Annotated in this window: 9 protein-coding genes and 2 pseudogenes; 4 read left to right on the forward strand and 7 right to left on the reverse strand. The window is 64.1% G+C overall.

Features of this window, described 5'->3' with window-relative positions; genetic code table 11:
• Window positions 1-2: 2 nt before the first annotated feature.
• The 3 genes and pseudogenes from ACW9IB_RS08125 to ACW9IB_RS08135 form a co-directional block, all read right to left on the reverse strand.
• Window positions 3-1,061 (reverse strand): annotated as a pseudogene (locus ACW9IB_RS08125) (condensation domain-containing protein); the annotation flags it as partial.
• Window positions 1,058-2,449, reverse strand: coding sequence for a salicylate synthase (locus tag ACW9IB_RS08130; protein ID WP_457413215.1), 1,392 nt, complete (start codon window positions 2,447-2,449; stop codon window positions 1,058-1,060). The gene ACW9IB_RS08130 and the pseudogene ACW9IB_RS08125, both read right to left, overlap by 4 nt.
• Window positions 2,447-4,021 (reverse strand): annotated as a pseudogene (locus ACW9IB_RS08135) ((2,3-dihydroxybenzoyl)adenylate synthase); the annotation flags it as partial. The pseudogene ACW9IB_RS08135 and the gene ACW9IB_RS08130, both read right to left, overlap by 3 nt.
• Before the next feature lie 255 nt (window positions 4,022-4,276).
• Between ACW9IB_RS08135 and ACW9IB_RS08140 the strand changes: the two are divergent.
• Both ACW9IB_RS08140 and ACW9IB_RS08145 read left to right on the forward strand, forming a co-directional pair.
• Window positions 4,277-6,058, forward strand: coding sequence for an ABC transporter ATP-binding protein (locus ACW9IB_RS08140; RefSeq protein ID WP_457413135.1), 1,782 nt, complete (start codon window positions 4,277-4,279; stop codon window positions 6,056-6,058).
• On the forward strand, window positions 6,042-7,754 hold the full coding sequence (locus ACW9IB_RS08145) for an ABC transporter ATP-binding protein (RefSeq protein WP_457413136.1): 1,713 nt from the start codon (window positions 6,042-6,044) through the stop codon (window positions 7,752-7,754). Before ACW9IB_RS08140 ends, ACW9IB_RS08145 begins: the two co-directional genes overlap by 17 nt.
• A 3-nt stretch (window positions 7,755-7,757) precedes the next feature.
• Here the strand turns inward: ACW9IB_RS08145 and ACW9IB_RS08150 are convergent, their stop codons facing one another.
• The 3 genes from ACW9IB_RS08150 to ACW9IB_RS08160 all read right to left on the reverse strand — a co-directional run bounded on the left by ACW9IB_RS08150 (window position 7,758) and on the right by ACW9IB_RS08160 (window position 11,854).
• Complete coding sequence (locus ACW9IB_RS08150) at window positions 7,758-8,648, reverse strand: helix-turn-helix transcriptional regulator (RefSeq protein ID WP_457364001.1); 891 nt, start codon at window positions 8,646-8,648, stop codon at window positions 7,758-7,760.
• 181 nt (window positions 8,649-8,829) lie between these two features.
• Complete coding sequence (locus tag ACW9IB_RS08155) at window positions 8,830-10,899, reverse strand: TonB-dependent receptor (protein ID WP_457364000.1); 2,070 nt, start codon at window positions 10,897-10,899, stop codon at window positions 8,830-8,832.
• Window positions 10,900-10,999: 100 nt separating this feature from the next.
• Entirely contained in the window at window positions 11,000-11,854 is an 855-nt protein-coding gene (locus tag ACW9IB_RS08160; RefSeq protein ID WP_457413137.1) for an AraC family transcriptional regulator, read from the reverse strand.
• Window positions 11,855-11,963: 109 nt separating this feature from the next.
• On the opposite strand from ACW9IB_RS08160, the gene ACW9IB_RS08165 reads away from it, so the two are divergent.
• Complete coding sequence (locus ACW9IB_RS08165) at window positions 11,964-12,374, forward strand: hypothetical protein (RefSeq protein ID WP_457413139.1); 411 nt, start codon at window positions 11,964-11,966, stop codon at window positions 12,372-12,374.
• Window positions 12,375-12,513: 139 nt separating this feature from the next.
• On the opposite strand, the gene ACW9IB_RS08170 is transcribed toward ACW9IB_RS08165, so the two are convergent.
• On the reverse strand, window positions 12,514-12,864 hold the full coding sequence (locus tag ACW9IB_RS08170) for a hypothetical protein (RefSeq protein WP_457413141.1): 351 nt from the start codon (window positions 12,862-12,864) through the stop codon (window positions 12,514-12,516).
• A gap of 103 nt (window positions 12,865-12,967) precedes the next feature.
• Between ACW9IB_RS08170 and glsB the strand changes: the two genes are divergently transcribed.
• On the forward strand, window positions 12,968-13,876 hold the full coding sequence (gene glsB, locus ACW9IB_RS08175; protein WP_457413217.1) for a glutaminase B: 909 nt from the start codon (window positions 12,968-12,970) through the stop codon (window positions 13,874-13,876).
• The last annotated feature ends 66 nt before the right edge of the window (window positions 13,877-13,942 follow it).

The raw sequence follows: 13,942 nt of genomic DNA on the forward strand, positions 1-13,942 counted from the left end.
AACAGCGGCAGGTTGAGCAAAAAGTGCGGCACCTCGCTCCAGCGTCCCAACACTTGGGCAAAGGCTCCGGCGAGCAGCATGGCCGGGGTGAGCTGACGCCGCGCGGCGGCATCGCGCAGGCGTTGCCACACCTCGGCGGGCAGGTGTTGTTGGCGCCGGGTAAAGTGCACCTGTGCGATGGCCTGGGGTTCACAGGCCAGGGGTATGACGGGGCCGGTGGGCAACTGATCCAGGCGCGCTTGCCAGTACTGCGCGGCGCTCGCCCTGGGGGCCGTGCGCCGGGCCAGGTAGTGGGCGAAATGCCAATCGCGCCCGGCTTCGGGCAGGTGTTCATCGCGGTACAGCGCGGCGAGGTCGCGCAGGATCAGGTGCAGGCTGTGCACGTCGGCCACCAGCAGGTCGAGGTCGAGATGCAGGCGGGTGCGTGCTTCGGGCAGCAGGCTCAATTGCAGTCCGGCGACCTCGCCGCGCTCCACCGCCAGTTGCCGATGGGACAGGCCTTCGCGAATCTTCAACAACGCTTGTTCGCTGGCATCCGGCGTGAGGTCGCGCAGGTCGTGAACCTGAAGCGCCGACAGGCCTTCATCCAGGATTTGCTGGCGGCCTTCATCGTCGAAACGTGCGCGCAACATGCCATGCCATTGCTGCAAGGCCTGCCAGGCAGATGCCAGGCGCTGCGGTTCGAGGCCATGGCCGTCCAGTTCCAGGTAGGCGTGGCAGCCGACGCCGCCGAGCACCTGTTCGGCGCCGCGACCGATCCAGTAGGCATGTTGCACATCGGTGAGGGCGAAGGGTGCGGCGGGGTCGATGTCGACGTGGGTGTTGGCGGCCTGGCGCGGTGCGGCGGTCAGGCGTGGCAGCCAATGGGCGAGAGTGGGTTGTTCGATCAGGTCGGCGAAGGTCACCGGCGCACCGGCCTGGCGCCATTGGTTGACCAGGCGCATCAGGTGCAGGGAGTCCAGGCCCAGTTCGATCAGGTTGGCCTGGTCGTCCTGGGCGGGACCGCCGTGCAGCAGTTCACCGATCTGTTCGCGCAGGTGCTGCGAGGTCAGCGCGCTCATGGCTGCACCTCGGCGGCGCGCTGAGTTTCCACGGCCAGCAGCTTTACATGGGGCGCGATGCTGGCGAGTTTTTCGCGGGTTTCTTCCAACTCACGCTCGGGCAAAGACAATGACACAATCCCCGCGCCGGCTTGCACCCAGGCCTCACCCTGGTCTTCGAACACGCTGCGCAGCACCAGCGCGGCGTCGAGGCTGCCATCGCTGTCGGCGATCATCACGCAGCCGCTGTACAGGTCACGGCTGCGGCCTTCGTGCTCGGCAATCGCGGCAATGGCTTCGCGCTTGGGAATGCCCGAGGCGGTTACCGCCGGGAACAACGCGGCAAAGGCATGCCAGGCATTGCAATCGGGCTTGAGCCGGCCTTTGAGGCGCGAACTCAAATGCTGCACGCTGCCGCGTCGCGAGATGCCCATGAATTCACTGACGCCCAGACCCTGGACTTCACAAATCGGTTGCAGCTCTTCAAAGGCGAGCTTGACCGACACGGCGTGCTCGGCGATCTCCTTCGGGTCCTGGTACAGCGATTGGCGCAGTTGGGCTTCTTCCTGTGCATCGCGGCCCAAGGCACGGGTGCCGGCCAGCGGCTGGGTGCTGACGGCCCCGCCGGCACTGACTTCCACCACGGTTTCCGGGCTGAAACCCACGCAGGAAAAACCGCCTTGATGGTGCAGGAACGAACGCGCCGGGGTGTTGGCGCGGCGCCCGGCGCGGTAGCTGGCGATCAGGTCGACACGTCCTTCGAGGGGCACTTTGCGCGACAGGATGATCTTCTGGTAATCGCCACGAATAATCTGCGCCACGGCGCTCTCCACCTGGGCGCAATAGCGCGCCGCATCGTGCCGGGCAACATCCGCCTGGGCGGCTCGGGGCATGGGGCGGTCGAGGGCGCATTCGGCGTCCAGTGCCTGCACACGACTCTGCGCGGCACTGAGGGCAGTCGCGTGCAGGGCACGGATCAACACGCTGCCTTCACGGATACGCAATTCCAGCGGCGGGATATCCAGTTGCAGCAGTGGGCGACTACCGGGCAGGTCGCTCAGTTGATGGAAGCGTCGCGCCAGTTCGAATGTGGCGGTGCCGTAGGCGCGCCAGTGTTCGAAAGGCAGCGCCTGGGCGGCTTTTTCCAGGGCCAGCGGAATGTCGTCGGCGGACCAGCTCCAGCGCTGGCCGGCCACGTTCAATTGCACGCTGTTGCCGCTCAGGCGCACCTGGGCGCTGCTGCCGATGCCGAGGGACCATTCGCCCTGATGCTCGTAGAGGGTCAGGTCCTGGGGCAGGTAGTCACCGGCCAATGCGGCGGCCAGTTCCTGGGGCGCGGCGCTGATGGGTACACGGCATTCCAGGTAGCGCTGGCGGGACTCGGCATTGGGCTGGAAGCGTTGTTGCAACTGGCGCTTGTCGAGTTTTCCGACGCTGGTCAGCGGCCAGCTGTGCAGGGTTTCCAGCTGGTCCGGCCACTTATGGCGAGGCAGGCCCAGGTTCTGGAAATGCTGGTGCAGGGCACCGAGGGTGAAGGGTTGCGGCTGGCGCAGGATCACGCAGGCGCACACGCGTTCACCCAGGCGTTCGTCGTTGAGGGCGACCACGGCGGCGTCCTGCACCAGGGGGTGTTCGCGCAGCAGTTGTTCGATTTCGGCGGCGGCGATTTTTTCCCCGGCGCGGTTGATCTGTTCCTTGATGCGGCCTTCGACCACCAGGTTGCCGTCGGCGGTCCGGCGCGCCAGGTCGCCGGAATGGAAGAAGCCGGCGGCGTCGAATACCTGCTGATTGTGCGCCTCGGCACGGTAGTAGCCGCGAATGGTGTAAGGGCCGCGCACGATCAGCTCACCCACGTCACCCTCGGCCACCGGCAGGCCGTCGGCGTCTACCAAACGTACCTCGTCGGCGGTGCAGAGCGGGCGACCCTGGGTGTTGAGGATGACCGCCTGCGGATCATCCAGACGGGTGTAGCACAGCAGGCCTTCGGCCATGCCGAATACCTGTTGCAGGGCGCAGCCAAGGACCGGGGTGACCTGCGCGGCGACATCGCTGGATAGCCGCGCGCCGCCCACCTGCAACAGGCGCAGGCTGGACAGGTCGCTGTGGTCCCATTCCCGAGCCTGCAACCACAGCTTGACCAGCGGCGGTACCAGCGCGGTGTGGGTCACACGGTGACGTGCGATCAGATCGAAGGCTTCATCGGCCCCGGCGGTGCGGGAAAACACCACGCGCCCGCCGCAGGACAAGGCGCCGATCAACCCCGGGCAGGCCAGCGGGAAGTTGTGGGCGATGGGCAGCGCGGCGAGGTACACCGCCTCCTGGTCGAACCCGCACAAGCGCGCCGAAGCCATGGCGTTGTAGGCGTAGTCGGCGTGGCTGCGGGGGATCAACTTGGGTGTGCCGGTGGTGCCGCCGGAGAGCAGCAAGAGCGCGGTGTCGTGTGGGTCCACCGGCGCCGGTTCGCGTACGGCGCCGTCGACCCGGGCCAGTGCCACGCCGCGTTGGGCGACTTCACCGGCAATGATCAAGTGGCGCAGGGAAGGGCACAGGTCCAGTTGGCGTTCGGCCATGGGGCGGTAGTCAAAACCCAGGAAACGTTCGGCGACGATATAGGCGGTGGGTTCGGCCAGTTCGCACAGGGCCTGGATCTCGCGCTCGCGGTGCGCCGGCATGGCCAGGATCGGCCATGCGCCCAGACGCAGCAGGGCGAACAGGGTGCGGGCGAAGTCGATGCCGTTGGGCAGTTGCACCAACACGCGGTCGCCGCTGTGGATGCCGAGGTCAGCCAGCCCGCCGGCCAGGCAACACACCTGGTGTTCGAAGTCGCGGTAGCTCAGTTGTCGCTCACCTTCGATCAGGGCAATGCGCGGTCCGAAGGCGCGGGCCCAGCCTTGCAGATGCTCGTTCAGGCTCTGGGGTTGCCACAGTCCGCCGCCGGTGAGGTGCTGGGTCTGGGTGTCACGCCAATGAAGAGGGTGCATGGATCGGGCTCCTTGTGAGGGTCGCTGGAAATCGGGTTTGTTGAGAATCATTCTCCTTATTCGACGAGTGGACTGCCCGAAACCGAACGTCATGGCCCTGATCCGAATTTTTTGGTTACAACCTTATGCCCAAAAGTGCGCAGTACCGGGCCAGCAATAATTCCCATCCGGGGGCTGTGTGAACCGATCAGGGGAGCCGGCGGCGGGCTGCTTGATCAATCATTCATCCACACTGAAAGCAGGCTGGGGGCCGCGATGAATATTGAACAGGCCGACACACCGCCACCGAACTGGCGCTGGCTGCTACGGGGTCAGGGACGACGCTTGGGCCTGGCGGTGGCCATGGCTGTCGCGGCGGCGGCGGTGGAATTGCTGCCGTTTTTTTTGCTTGCCTGCGGGGTGAACCGGGTGGTGCTGGGCGGGCCCGGCCTGGGGGCGGACCTGACGGTGCTGGCTGGCTGGATGGCGCTGGCGTTGCTCGGCAAATATGCGCTCTACACCCTGGCGTACTACTTGAGTCATGTGGCGGCATATCAGGTGTTGCTCAACACCCGGCGCGCGCTGGTGCGGCATTTATCGTGGGCGCCGTTGCCATGGCTGAGTCGACTGAGCAGCGGCGAGCTCAAGCAGCGGGTGATCCAGGACGTGGAACGCATGGAGCAATTCATCGCCCACCACAGCGTGGAGTGTGTGGCCGCGCTATTGAGCCCGTTGTGGGTGTTTATCGCCTTGTGTTTTCTCGACTGGCGCCTGGCGCTGTGTGCCTTGTTACCGGTGCCGCTGGCGCTGCTGGCCCAGGCCTGGATGATGCGTGGCTTGGGCGAACGGTTGACACAGTACGCCGGCGCGGTGGATGACCTGGACGGCGCCGTACTGGAGTTTTTGCGCAATGCGCCGCTGATGAAAGCCTTCCGCCAGGACGCGCGCTCGTTCAAGCGCATGCGCGAGGCCCTGGCGCATTACCAGCACCTGATCGGTCGCATGATCGGCCTGACGGTGCCCGGTTGGTCGGTGTTCGTGGTGCTGCTGGGAGCCAATGTGGCGGTGTTGTTCCCGGTGGGTATCTGGCTGTATGCGGCGGGGCAGTTGACTCAGGCCGAACTGGTGCTGGTGCTGATCCTCGGTACCGGCATGTTGCGCCCGTTGTTGCGGGTGGCGCGGCTCAATTCCCAGGTGCAGGAAATCATGGGCGGTGTGCGGCGTTTTGCGCCGCTGCTGGTGTGGCCTCGACCTGCCCACGGGGATGAGCACGCCTTGCGACAGCCGCTGGCGGTGAGCTTCGACGCGGTGTCGTTCAGCTATGACCGCCAGCCGCTGTTGCAGTACCTCGATCTGCACTTGCCCGCTGGCAAAATGACTGCGCTGGTTGGTCCGTCGGGCAGTGGCAAAAGCACCCTGGCCTGGCTGCTCGGCGGGTTGCTGGACGCCGACAGCGGGCGCGTGCTGCTCAATGGCGAACCGTTGTCGACACTCGGTGAAGCGGCCCGCGCGGCGACGGTGGGCGTGGTGTCCCAGGACGCCTTCATCTTCCAGGGCTCTTTGTTGGATAACCTGCGCATCGGCTGCCCTGAGGCGACACCTGCGCAAATCGCCACGGCCTTGCACGTGGCCCAGGCCGATGACTTTGTGCGCGCTTTGCCCCAGGGCCTGGACACTCTGATGGATGAGCGCGGGGTGCGTTTGTCCGGTGGCGAACGCCAGCGCATCGGCCTGGCCCGGGCGCTGCTGGCCGAGACGCCGATCCTGGTGTTGGACGAAGCCACCGCTTTTGCCGACAGCCGCACCGAGCAGCGTTTCTACCAGGCCCTGCGTGCTACCTGGCCAGACAAGACGCTGCTGGTGATTGCCCACCGCCTGACCAGCATCCGCGAGGCCGAGCAGATCGTGTTGCTGGAGCGCGGGACGATTCAGGCACAGGGCACCCACGCGCAATTGCTGGCAAGCAGCAGTACTTACGCGACGCAATGGCAGCATCAGTTCGACAGTGAAGACTGGACCATCCGGGAAGGGAGTACGCGGCATGCACGGGTTGATTGAAGGGCTGCGCCAAGTGGTGAGCATCGCCGATACCCGCTCGCGCCGACTGTGGCTGGGCCTGGGGCTGCGCGTGCTGGAACGGGCGTGCGCGATTGCACCGTTTTTTCTCGGGTTTGTGTGGCTGGTGAGTGAGCCCGCGCTTTCTTTGTGGTGGCTGAGCATCGGTTTGCTTGGGCTGTTGGCGGCGCAGTTGGTGTGTTCGCACTTCGGCCAGCTCAACAGCTTTCTTGGCGGCTATGAATTGATGCAGGGTTACCGGCGGCACTTGCTCGACCATGTGGGGCGGCTGCCTCTGGGGGCGTTGCGTCAGGAGCGTATCGGGCAGATGGGCGAGCGCTTGACCGAGGACGTCAAGCGTATCGAAACCCTGTTCACTCACGTGCTCGGCGAACTGCTGGCGGCGCTGGCGGTGCCCTTGCTGTGCATGCTGGTGCTGGTGTGGGTGGACTGGCGCCTGACCCTGGCCTTGCTGGTGACTTTGCCCGCGGGGTTCTGGTTGTTGAACCGGCTGAGCGGGTTCTTCCTGACCGCAGGTCGGCGCAAGCAGCACAGCTTTTTGCAGGCGGCGGGGCTGTTGGTGGAGTTTATCGCCGGGTTGCGCACCTTGCGCCTGTTCAATCGTGCCGATGCCTGGCGTGGGCGCCTGGACCAGCAGTTCAGTGAAATCGAACGGCACAGCCTCGGGGTGGAGGTGTGGGGCGGCAGTGCGATTCAGCTCTACCGTTTGTGCGTGGACCTGAGCCTGGTGTTGCTGTTGCTGACGGCGAGCGCGCTGGCGGACATGGGGCAATTGCCGTTGATGACCTGGTTGCTGTTCGCCCTGGTGACACCGCGCCTGCTTGATCCGTTGCTCGACGTGGCGGCCTACCTCAGCGAACTGCGCGGGCTGGCCCAGGCCCAGTCGCGTTTGCAGGCGTTGCTGGAGATCGAACCGGTTGAAGAGCCTGCCCGGACTCAGTCCATGGAGGGCCATGTTGTGCGTTTTCGTGAAGTGGGCCTGCGCTATCCCGAACAACCGGAGTGGGCGTTGCAAGGCCTGAATTTCAGCGTGGAGCCGGGGCAGATGCTGGCGATTGTCGGCCCGTCCGGCGCTGGCAAGAGCAGCCTGTTGCACCTGCTGGCGCGGTTTTATGACCCGCAGCAGGGGCGCATCGAATTGGGCGGAGTGGATATTCGCGAGCTGCGTCTGGACCAGCTCTACGCCGCGTGCAGTTTTGTGTTCCAGGACGTGCAACTGTTCGACGCCAGCGTGCTTGACAACGTGCGCTTGGGCAAACCCGAGGCCAGCCTGGCGCGAGTGCGCGAGGCGTGTATTCAGGCCGGTTGCGATGGGTTTATCCAGCAGTTGCCCCAGGGCTATGACACGCCGATCGGCGAGAATGGCCAGCGCCTGTCCGGCGGCGAACGCCAACGCTTGTCCATCGCCCGTGCCTTGCTCAAGGATGCGCCGATTCTGTTGCTGGATGAGGCCACGGCGTCGGTCGACCCGTCGGCCCAGTACGAGATTCAGCGCGCGCTGTCGCGCCTGGCCGAGGGGCGCACCGTGATCATGGTGGCGCACCGTTTGCGCACGGTGCGCCATGCCGATGTGATTCTGGTGCTCGACCGCGGCCAGGTCGTCGAGCGCGGCCGCCACGCTGCGTTGCTGGCGCAGGGCGGGCTGTATGCCGAGTTGTGGCAACAGCAGGCCGGCTGAGGCTTACTCGAGGGCGCCGCGCCGGGCATCGCGCGGCAGCACGCCGTACTGTTTGCGAAACGCCACGCTGAAGTGGCTGATGTTGCTGTAGCCGAGCATGGAGGCGGTGTCGGTCACCCCATGCTGTTGCAGCAGTTGGCGCGCCTTGCCCATGCGTTCACGCTGGAACAGCGCGTAGATGCTCACATCGAACATCGCCTTGAACCCGCGCTTGAGCTTGAGCTGGTTGAGCCCGGTTTCGCGCGCCAATTGCTCGATGGTTGGTGCGGCGCTGAGGTCCATCAGCAGACGTTCGCGCGCCGCCAGCAGTTGCTTCTGTTCGCGCCGGGAAATCTGCTCGCTCTGATCCTTGGGGTTGAACGCCTTGAGGTGCCAGGCGAGGAATTCCAGGCTGGCCGAATGCACCAGCAGCGGTGAGGCCGAATCATCCCCCAGCAGCCGCTCCAGGCGCAGTGCGGCGTCCTTGATGCGTTGGTTGCCGTGGGTGGTGTGCAGGCAGAAATTACCTTCGATGCTTTCGCCCAGGCGCTGGTAGTCATCACCGGCCAGTTCGCTGAGGCGTTGGGGGGTGATGCGCAGTTCGAGGTTGCGGTGGGCCGGGGCGAATTCCAGCTCGAAACGTTCAGCGGGAGCAAAGCTGGTCATTACCTGGTCTTTGCCCAGGTGCAGGCCCTTGCGGCCGACGCGTACGTCGATATCGCCGTTGAGCATGCAACTGAAATGCAGGTGAGGGTTGTCGTCGAGGGTGCTGATGCGCACGGCCTGGTTGGCGTCGAAGGTCACCAGGGACACCTCCAGGCCGGGCTGTACCACCTGGGTGCGCACGTGGCAGCCGGGTGGGCCGGCCTGGGGGGCGGTTTCGTCGAAAAAGGTGGAAGCGCGCAACTGGTACATGGTCGTCCTCGCAGGCGACCGCCCAGAAGACCTGGGCGGGGGGCAGACGGCTCGCAAGTTTCCCTGTTCCTGCGGTGCGCCGGTTGGCGTCACCGCATTGCCCGGAAGTCCCTGCGAGCATTCAAGATGTGTCGCAGGTTATTACTAACGGTTCTCATTTGCAAGGTTGTAACACCGCGCTTCAGAACTCCATGCCGACCCGTACACCCAGGGTGCGCGGCTGGCCGGCGATGACCATGCCGTTGGACATGGCGCGGGTGAAGTAGGTGGTGTCTCCCAGGTTCTTGCCGAACAGGCCGATGGTCCATTGCTTGAGGCGATAGTCGATGTTGGCGTCCCACAAGGTGTACGCGTCCTGGGACTGCGTCGCGTTGGGGTACAGGTAGGACTGGCCCTGGCGGGTGAGGCCGGTGCCCACGGTGATATGGTCGGTGGCGGCCCAGTCCATCGACACGCCATAGCTGTGCTTGGGTGTGCTGGGGAACTGTTTGCCGGAGTAATCGACGGCGCCGCGGGTGTAGTCGTCGAACTGGGCTTCCAACAGACTGGCGTAGGCGTTGACTTGCACCGAGTCCAAGGGACGTACGGTAGCGGTGAGTTCCAGGCCCTTGTTGTGGGACTTGCCGGCGTTGCTGGTGGAGGTTTGGCCACCGCCATCCTCGACGATCACTTGCTGATCACGCAGGCGGGTGTAAAACACATCGGCACCCACTTCCCACACCTTGCTCGGCGCGCGATAGCGATAACCCAGCTCGGCGTAGCTGCCGTACTCGGGGTTGTAGGCATCGCCGGCGGTGGCGGCGGTGGTGGAGTAGGTGTTGAAGCCCGAAGCCTTGTAGCCGCGCGCCAGCACCAGATAGGTGAAGTGTTGTTCGCTGGGGCTGTACTCCAGGCTGAAACGCGGGAGTGCCACGGTCTCGCTGACCTTGCGGTCGTTGAACGATTCGAGGCTGGCAAAAGCGGTGTCCGGCACGCCGTCACCGTCGCTGTCGAACAGGCCGCCTTGCTGGCTGCTCCAATCCATGGTGCGGCGGTTGTGTTCCACGCGCAGGCCGACGGCGGCGCGCCATTCCGGCTGGAAGCGCCAGCCCAATTCGCCGAAGGTTGCCACGGTGTCGCCTTCGACTTTGGCCTTGGTGTCGCTGAGGAAAAACGGGCTCAGGTCGAACGTGTAGGGCGCGTCACGCCGCACATGAGAGAGGAAACCGCCCACCAGCCAGTCGATATTGCCGTTTTTGCCGTTCAGGCGCGCTTCGCCGGAGTATTGGCGAGTCTTCATGTCGTAGCCGGTGGGGCCGCCGAACAGTGACTTGGGCAGCCAGTAATCCCATTCGGTCTGGTTGGCGCCGACGTTGACCACCAGTTGGGTGTCATCGGCAAAGTGTTTGCGGTATTCGCCGGTGAACAGGGTGTATTCGGTGTTGTTGGTGCCGGGGTCGGTGGCGTTGGACTGGTACTTCTTCGCCAGGTCGCGGGTAGCGAAGTAATCGTTATCGCCATGGGTGTTCATGTGGTGCAGGCCGAAGCGCCATTCGCCGCCATCGTCGTCCAGATGCAGCAGCTTGATGCGCCCGAAGCCGCTGTCCCAACCGGCGGTGTCGTGCCGGCCCAAGGTGGAGTTGGCGATCATGCCATCGTTCTTTTCACCGCCGACGGTGACGCGTACGGCGGTGTTCTCGGTCAGTGGAAGGTTGCCGGTGACTTCCGCGCGCTGTTGGTTGTGGGTGCCGTATTCGAGTTTGACCTTGCCGCCGGCGGTGAACTCCGGGTCGCGGGTGCGCAGGGCAACCAGGCCGCCCATGCTGTTCTGCCCGTACAGGGTGTTTTGCGGGCCGCGCAGGATCTCGATCTGGTCAAGGTCATACAACTGGCCGAGTACCAGGCCGTTCATCGGCACGCCGTCGATGTATACGCTGTTGCTGATGCTGTCGCCTTCGTCATCGGAAAAGCCCAGGCCGCGAATCGTCAAGGCCGGCGTGTGCCGGGTGAAGGTGCTGAAATACAGGTTGGGCTGGCGCTGGGCCACATCGCCCAGGGTGTCGAGGTGGCTGTCCTCGACCTTTTCGCCCTTGATAACGCTGACGCTGTTGGCCGTCTTGAACTGCGGGGTGTCTTGCTTGGTGGCGGTGATGACGGTGGCGTCCAGCTCTTCGATGTTGACGTCGGCGGCCATCACCGGTTGCATCAACGGCAGGGTGCAGGACAACAGCAGGGCACAGCGTACGGCTTGGGAAAGGGAAGAACGTTCCATGGGATCCACGCCTGAAGGGGAATGGTGCAAATGATACGGGTTCTCATTTTGAGCACTACCCGATTCGGGTTTTAAATCACCCGATTGCAGTGCAACGTTGCTAGCCTTTTGCCTCCTTGAGCGCAATGGTCGCCGGCGACGGAGATTTCAACGCCCCGGTACGGTCCGCCAGATAACGTGCCGGCGGCTGGCCCACGGTCTTGCGGAACATGGTGATAAAGCCGCTGGCGTTCTCGTAGCCCAGGTCCAGCGCCACGCGTTGCACGCTCTCGCCCTTGGCCAGGCGTTGCACCGACAGGATCACATGCAATTGCCGGCGCCAGCGTCCGAAGCTCAGGCCCAGTTCCTCCAGCAGCAGGCGGGTCATGCTGCGCTCGCTCATGCCGATGCGCACGGCCCATTGGTCGAGCGTGGCCTTGTCGGCCGGATCGGCCAGCAGGCGATTGGCCAGGCGCCGCAGCCGCAGGTCCCGAGGCATGGGCAAGTGCAGGTCTTCGACCGGCGACTGGGCCAGTTCATCCAGCAGCGTGCCGATCAGGCGCCCTTGTGCGCCCGCTTCGTCGTACAGCTGTGGAAAGCCAACGGCCTTGCTGATCAATTCATGCACCAGCCCCGACACCGCCAGGGTGCAGCACTTGGAGGGCAGGGCGTTGGCGGCCTGCGGATCGATCAGCAGGCAATACACCTGCGCTTCGCCGTTGCCGCGCGCCGCATGGGGAATGCTGCCGGGTATCCACAGCGCGCACTGCGGCGGCACCAGCCAGATCCCCGCTTCGACTTCGCAATGCACCACACCGCGCAAGGTGTAGATCAATTGACCCTTGAGGTGCTGGTGCTGCACGTGCTCCCAGCTTTCCGACGCACTGCTGGCACCCACGGCCACCACGGCGCGGGGGATCAGGTCGGCGTTCATGGCCATGTGCGGGTCATGGGTCTGGAGACGATGCTGTTTCATGGCGCTACGACAGGTTGGCTGAATTGCGAAATAGTCTGGCTATTCTGTGCAATGCCGTCCAGTGGCTTGGCGATTAAAGTGAGATCAGTTCTCAATAAGGAGCTCAGTCATGCGACTCGACAGTTCAACGTTTCCCGTGGTGAATATCTTGTTCGACGCACCCAGCGACAGCGGGCCGGAGGAAGTTTTCGGAGCCTTCGAAGGCTTGTTGGCGCGCCAGCAACCGTTCGTGCTGCTGCATGAAAAGGCCGTCGACGAACACAACCACGAACATGCCCATGAGGAGCGCCGATATGCTTCGATCTGGATGAAAAAGAACCGCCAGGCGCTGCGCACGTTCGTCAAAGGCATGATCCAGGTGGAGCCCAGCGCCGCCAAGCGCCTGGCGCTCAAACCGTTCACCGTGACGTTCGGCAAGGCCTGGGGTTACCCGCTGCTGGTGGTGGAATCCAGTGATCGCGCCTGGGCGTTGGCGCGGGATGTGCTGGATGAGCGGGTGTCGGATGTGGCGCAATTCTGAACAACGGCACACTTCCACAGGGGATTGGCTGTGGCTGGAAAGCGCTGCCAGCAGGGCCATCGCGCCGGGCGCTTTCTTGCCAACAATAGAGATCCAGTGTGGGAGCTGAGTTGCTTCCACTGTTTCACCGAAGCGTCGTTCAGTCGATGCAGATCGCCCGGCCCAATTGGCCTTTCTCCACCGTTGCCGAGCAGCCGAAGTGGCCGTTGTCCGCCTGACAGGCGCCGGTCACCGGGCCTTTGCCCGATTGGGTGGTGACGCTGGTCTGGCATTCGCCTTCGCACTGGCTTGAATCGGTACAGGCCTTGCCCGCGTCCTTGTAAGGCGTGATGCATTGCCAGCTTTGCAATTTGCCGACCTGTCTCATCGTGCCGCCACCCGCCAGGCACTCGGAGGCGCTGGCATTCTTGGCCGGTGGCGTGGTGGTGTGTGGGGTCGAGGTGCAGGCGCTGACCAGCAGCAGGCTGGCGAGGGCGAGGTAGCATTTCATTCGGGGCATCCTGAGTGCAGAAGGGGAGCGCATCTTAGCATCCGCTTCGGGTATCCTCCGCGCCCCGCGATCACTGATTCAACGAACCATGACAGCACAAGACATGCAGGCGATGCTTGCGTCGATTCTCGATGAAGTCCGCCCCTTGATCGGCCTCGGCAAAGTCGCCGACTACATCCCCGCGCTGGCCGATGTGCCGGCCAACCAACTGGGCATCGCCGTGTACGGCAACGACGGTTCGGCCTATTGCGCCGGCGACGCCCACACGCTGTTTTCGGTGCAGAGCATTTCCAAGGTGTTCAGCCTGGTGCAGGCCATCGACCATGGCGGTGAAACCATCTGGGAGCGCCTGGGCCACGAACCTTCGGGACAGCCGTTCAACTCGCTGGTGCAGTTGGAGTTCGAGCGCGGCCGGCCGCGCAACCCCTTTATCAATGCCGGTGCGCTGGTGATCTGCGATATCAACCAGTCGCGTTTCGCCGTACCGATCCTGTCGATGCGCGATTTCGTTCGGCGTCTGTCGGGCAACCCGCAGATTCTGGTGGACAGTGTGGTCGCCGACTCCGAGGCCCGGCATGGCGCGCGCAATGCAGCCATGGCCTACCTGATGAAATCGTTCGGCAACTTCCACAACGATGTGGACGCCGTGCTGCACAGCTACTTCAACTACTGCGCGCTGCAAATGAGCTGCCTGGACCTGGCGCGCGCGTTCAGTTTCCTGGCCAACGAAGGCGTGAGCGCCCACAGCGGCGAACAGATCCTCAGTGCCCGCCAGACCAAACAAGTGAACTCGATCATGGCCACCAGCGGGCTGTACGACGAAGCGGGCAACTTCGCCTATCGCGTGGGCCTGCCGGGCAAGAGCGGCGTGGGCGGCGGGATCGTTGCGGTGGTGCCGGGGCAGTTTACGGTGTGCGTGTGGTCGCCGGAGCTGAATGCGGCGGGGAACTCGCTGGCGGGGATGAAGGCGCTGGAGTTGTTGAGTGAGCGGATTGGGTGGTCGGTGTTTTGAGGTTATAGGTGTTATTAGAAAACACGCTTAAAAACTGTCAGTATTGACAGGTTACGTTTTGAAGCG

Source organism: Pseudomonas sp. SDO524_S393 (assembly GCF_054071875.1).

Coding starts and splice junctions, on each gene's coding strand:
- ACW9IB_RS08140 (WP_457413135.1), top strand. CDS start 4,277: ATGAATATTGAACAGGCCGACACACCGCCACCGAACTGGCGCTGGCTG.
- ACW9IB_RS08165 (WP_457413139.1), top strand. CDS start 11,964: ATGCGACTCGACAGTTCAACGTTTCCCGTGGTGAATATCTTGTTCGAC.
- ACW9IB_RS08170 (WP_457413141.1), bottom strand. CDS start 12,864: ATGAAATGCTACCTCGCCCTCGCCAGCCTGCTGCTGGTCAGCGCCTGC.
- ACW9IB_RS08160 (WP_457413137.1), bottom strand. CDS start 11,854: ATGAAACAGCATCGTCTCCAGACCCATGACCCGCACATGGCCATGAAC.
- ACW9IB_RS08145 (WP_457413136.1), top strand. CDS start 6,042: ATGCACGGGTTGATTGAAGGGCTGCGCCAAGTGGTGAGCATCGCCGAT.
- glsB (WP_457413217.1), top strand. CDS start 12,968: ATGCAGGCGATGCTTGCGTCGATTCTCGATGAAGTCCGCCCCTTGATC.
- ACW9IB_RS08155 (WP_457364000.1), bottom strand. CDS start 10,899: ATGGAACGTTCTTCCCTTTCCCAAGCCGTACGCTGTGCCCTGCTGTTG.
- ACW9IB_RS08150 (WP_457364001.1), bottom strand. CDS start 8,648: ATGTACCAGTTGCGCGCTTCCACCTTTTTCGACGAAACCGCCCCCCAG.